Annotated in this window: 3 protein-coding genes and 1 riboswitch; of the genes, 1 reads left to right on the forward strand and 2 read right to left on the reverse strand. The window is 72.5% G+C overall.

Annotation, left to right across the window (positions count from 1 at the left end; genetic code table 11):
* Positions 1–17 precede the first annotated feature (17 nt).
* Positions 18–1,169 (reverse strand): winged helix DNA-binding domain-containing protein, encoded by a 1,152-nt coding sequence (locus ACWGDE_RS37225; RefSeq protein WP_453393507.1) that lies wholly within the window; start codon positions 1,167–1,169, stop codon positions 18–20.
* Between the two features lie 96 nt (positions 1,170–1,265).
* The gene (locus ACWGDE_RS37230) at positions 1,266–2,264 is read right to left on the reverse strand and encodes a LysM peptidoglycan-binding domain-containing M23 family metallopeptidase (protein ID WP_453393508.1); all 999 of its coding nucleotides are present in this window, start codon (positions 2,262–2,264) and stop codon (positions 1,266–1,268) included.
* A 4-nt stretch (positions 2,265–2,268) separates the two neighbouring features.
* Positions 2,269–2,465, reverse strand: a riboswitch (cyclic di-AMP (ydaO/yuaA leader).
* Positions 2,466–2,787: 322 nt separating this feature from the next.
* Between ACWGDE_RS37230 and ACWGDE_RS37235 the strand changes: the two genes are divergently transcribed.
* The gene (locus tag ACWGDE_RS37235) at positions 2,788–3,594 is read left to right on the forward strand and encodes a tyrosine-protein phosphatase (RefSeq protein WP_453393509.1); all 807 of its coding nucleotides are present in this window, start codon (positions 2,788–2,790) and stop codon (positions 3,592–3,594) included.
* Positions 3,595–3,636 lie beyond the last annotated feature (42 nt).

A 3,636-nucleotide genomic window follows, 5' to 3' on the forward strand; every position in this document is an offset into this window, starting at 1 on the left:
TCCCGGCCCCGCCGACGTCAGACGAGCAGCCGGGTCTCGGCGCTCGGCAGCTTGCTCCACCAGTGCCCGTACCGCCGGTAGACCTCCGGCTCGCGGTCGGCGAGGAAGGCCGTCAGCGACCGGGCCTCGACGGCGAGCGCCTCCCAGACCTCCTCCGGCAGCGGGTGGAAGGCCGTGGCCTCCACTCCCCCGTCCGCCGGGCGCCACACGCCGGCGACGTGTCCGTCGACGAGCAGGGTCGCCAGCGTGTCCCCGTTCACCCGGGTGACGTGCTTGCGGTACTGCGGCGGGATGATCCGGGCCCGGTCGGAGTAGGCCAGCAGGACGCTGTCCCACATCGCCATCAGCCGGGGCGGCGCCGGCACGTCCCCGTCCGGCCGGGGTGCGCCCGGGACGTCGAACAGCTCCTCGCCGTCCGGTCCTTCCAGCCGCTGGAGGCCGGCGGAGGCCTCGGCCTCCGAGAGCGCCTTGCGGACCCGGCTCCGCTGGACCAGCGCGAACTGCGCCACGTCCGCCACCGACGCCGGGCCGAAGCCTTCCAGGTAGCGCACGACGAGCGTCCGCAGGGACTCGCCGGAGGCCTCCGGATCGGCCGGCACCGCCCGCGTCGCCCCGTACCGGGAGGCCACGTACGAGGGCCGCTGTCCGAACGACCACGGCGACCCGGTGGGCGCGTGCAGCAGCGGCGCGTACTGCCGCAGCCCCCACCACGCGCCGGCCTGCGGCGGTGCGCCCAGTCTCCGTTCCAGCCACTGCTCGCACTCCGCCGCCGTACGGGGGCGGTCGACGAAGGCCAGCAGTTCCGGTACCAGCGCGTCGGCGTCCTCGGCGGTCAGACCCGAGTCCGTGAACCGGGAGCCCAGCCGGGCCGCCCGCACCGCCGGCTGCACCGCCTCCCGGAAGACCGGGAAGTCCTCGCCGTGCACGGCGTGCAGGGTGATCCGCATCAAGGTCGACTTGACCACCTCGTGGCCGGCGAAGGCGGCGTCGAGTTCGGCCGGGTCGAAGTCCGCGAGCCGGTTCCACAGGGCGAGGTACGGCGAGGCGGGCTGCTGCGCCTGGAGCGCGACCACCCGCCGTATCCCGTCGGCGACCCCGATCGCCTCGCGCCCGAGCAGCAACTGCCGTGCGAGCGTGGAGCGGTTGAGCTCCCTCGCCGTGACCTTCATCCCCTGGACCCCGTCCCTCGGCCGCCTCGTCCCCCGCCCCGCGGACCCGCGACGGCGAGATCCACGAATGGCCGGACGGGCAGCCTAAGGGACGGCTCAGATGCTGACGCCCTTGGAGCGCAGGTAGGCCAGCGGGTCGATGTCCGAGCCGTACGAGGGCCCCGTGCGGATCTCGAAGTGGAGGTGCGGGCCGGTCACGTTGCCGGTGGAGCCGGAGAGGCCGACGCTCTGCCCGGCGGTGACGCTCTGGCCGGAGGTGACGTTGAGCTGGGAGAGGTGCGCGTACTGGCTGTACTTGCCGTCCGCGTGCCGGATGACGACCTCGTTGCCGTAGGCGCCGCCCCAGCCGGCGGAGACGACGGTGCCCGCGCCGACCGCCTTGACGGTGGTGCCGGTGCTCGCGGCGAAGTCGACACCGGTGTGGTAGCCGCTGGACCACATGGAGCCGGCGACCTTGTACGCGGTGGACATGCCGCCGCCGACCGGGGCGACGAACCCGGCCGAAGCCGGGGCGGCCTGCTGCTGCTTGGCGGGGGCCTTGGGGGCGGGCGCCACCGGGGCCTGGGCCTCCTCGGCCGCGCCCTCCTCGGAGCCGCCCTCGCCCGAAGCGGACGCGTCGGCGGACTCGTCATCGGCGGACGCCGGGGCCTCGGACGCGGCGGAGGACTTCCCGGCCGGCGCGGACGCCTGGCTCGGAGCGGCCTGCGCGGCACCCTTCGCGCCGAGCGTCAGCTTGAGGCCCGGGTGGATCAGCGACGGGTCGGAGCCGACGGCCTCGCGGTTGTCCGCGTAGAGCTGCTCCCAGCCGCCGGTGAGGTGCTGGCGCTCGGCGATCTTGGAGAGGTAGTCCCCGGGCACCACGGTGTAGACGGTGGGGGCGGCCTGCGGGGCGGCGGGCGCGGCCTGGAGCGAGGCCGGAACCTGCGGGGCCTGGACCGGGACCGCGGCGGGCGCGGCGGCCGGGGCTCCCGCGGCGTGGGCGCCGGTGGCTCCGAGCAGCGGGAGCGCGAGGGCCGCGCCGCCGGTGCCGGCGGCGGCGAAACCGCGGGATATCGAGCGGGACTTCGGACGGCGGTGCTTACCCGTTCCAGGCATGGCGAATTCCTCTCCGAACGCCTGCGAGGTGAGCTGTCGGGTTCGGACTGGAGATGTCCGGCCGTCTTTGTGCCGGTGAACAGCACATGTACGGCTTCACCCCGAGCTGTCCCGTTGTAAAGATCTCGACGGAGATCCGGAACAGCGGCTTACCTGGTTCCCCCGCTCCTGCCAACGCGCGTGAATAGTCGGGTGCGGTTTCCGGTCGGCGGCAGGATTAGGCGGTCCGTCCGGATCGATCGCGAACGTAATCCAGTCCGGCCACGGGGAACAAGTCATGAATTCCCCAACAGAATCTTGAAGATGACGGGGCGCCGGAATTCCGGTCACCCTCCGTCCATTCCGCACCTTCAACAACCGCCCCGGCAAGGCAATTCGCCATTCGCGATCAGGCACTCACCGTCACCGTATGATCTGGCTCACTGGGACATGTCCGATCTCGCCTCTCGCTATGGCAAGTTGTCCACAAGTAGCGTAATTCGGACACCGACGACGAAGACAACGAAGACACGGAGGAGCCCCTGTGACCCAGCGGATACCCCAGACCCCCCACGCCGAGCCGACCCTCGCCGGCGTGCGCAACTTCCGTGACGTGGGCGGCTTGCCGACCGCGGACGGCCGGCGGGTCAAGACGGGACGACTGTTTCGAAGCGGACATCTGGCGCATGCCACCGAAACCGATGCAGAGTTCCTCTCCTCGCTCGGGCTGCACACCGTCTTCGACTTCCGCAACGGCGCCGATCAGGCGCTGGAGGGTCCGGACGTGGAGCTCCCCGGCGTACGGAACGTCAACATCCCTCTGTCGGACCCGGCCGACGGCCGGGAGTTCTGGAAGATGGTCCGTGAAGGGGACCTCGCCCAGCTCCGCGAGATCCTGGGAGACGGCAAGGGCGTCGAGCGGATGTCCCGCTCGTACCGCACGATCATCAGGACCCGCACCGCCGAGCACAGCCGGGTCGTGCACGCCCTCGCCGAGGACAGCGTCCCCGCCCTCATGCACTGCGCGGCCGGCAAGGACCGGGCCGGCCTGTCGATCGCCGTCACCCTGCTCGCGCTGGGCGTGGAGCGCGACGCGATCGTCGCGGACTACCTGGAGTCGAACGCCCCCCACAACCGCTACCGGGTCCGCCGGGGCAGCGACGCCGCCGAACCGCGCACCCCGGAGGTGTCGGAGCTGCTCGCTCCGCTCTTCGACGCCCGCGCCCCGTACCTGACGGCCGCCTTCGAGACCATCGACGAGGAGTGGGGCGGGGTGGATCGCTACCTCTCGCAGGGCCTCGGACTCGCGCCCGAGACCCTCGGCCGGCTCCGCGACCGCCTGCTGGACTGACGCCCCGCACACCGACGGGCCGCCGGGCGGACGCCCCGGCGG

The sequence above is a fragment of the Streptomyces sp. NPDC054956 genome (assembly GCF_053609185.1).

What these genes read in the sequence shown, in the direction of transcription:
- ACWGDE_RS37225 (WP_453393507.1), bottom strand. Translation starts at nt 1,169, where the DNA reads ATGAAGGTCACGGCGAGGGAGCTCAACCGCTCCACGCTCGCACGGCAG.
- ACWGDE_RS37230 (WP_453393508.1), bottom strand. Translation starts at nt 2,264, where the DNA reads ATGCCTGGAACGGGTAAGCACCGCCGTCCGAAGTCCCGCTCGATATCC.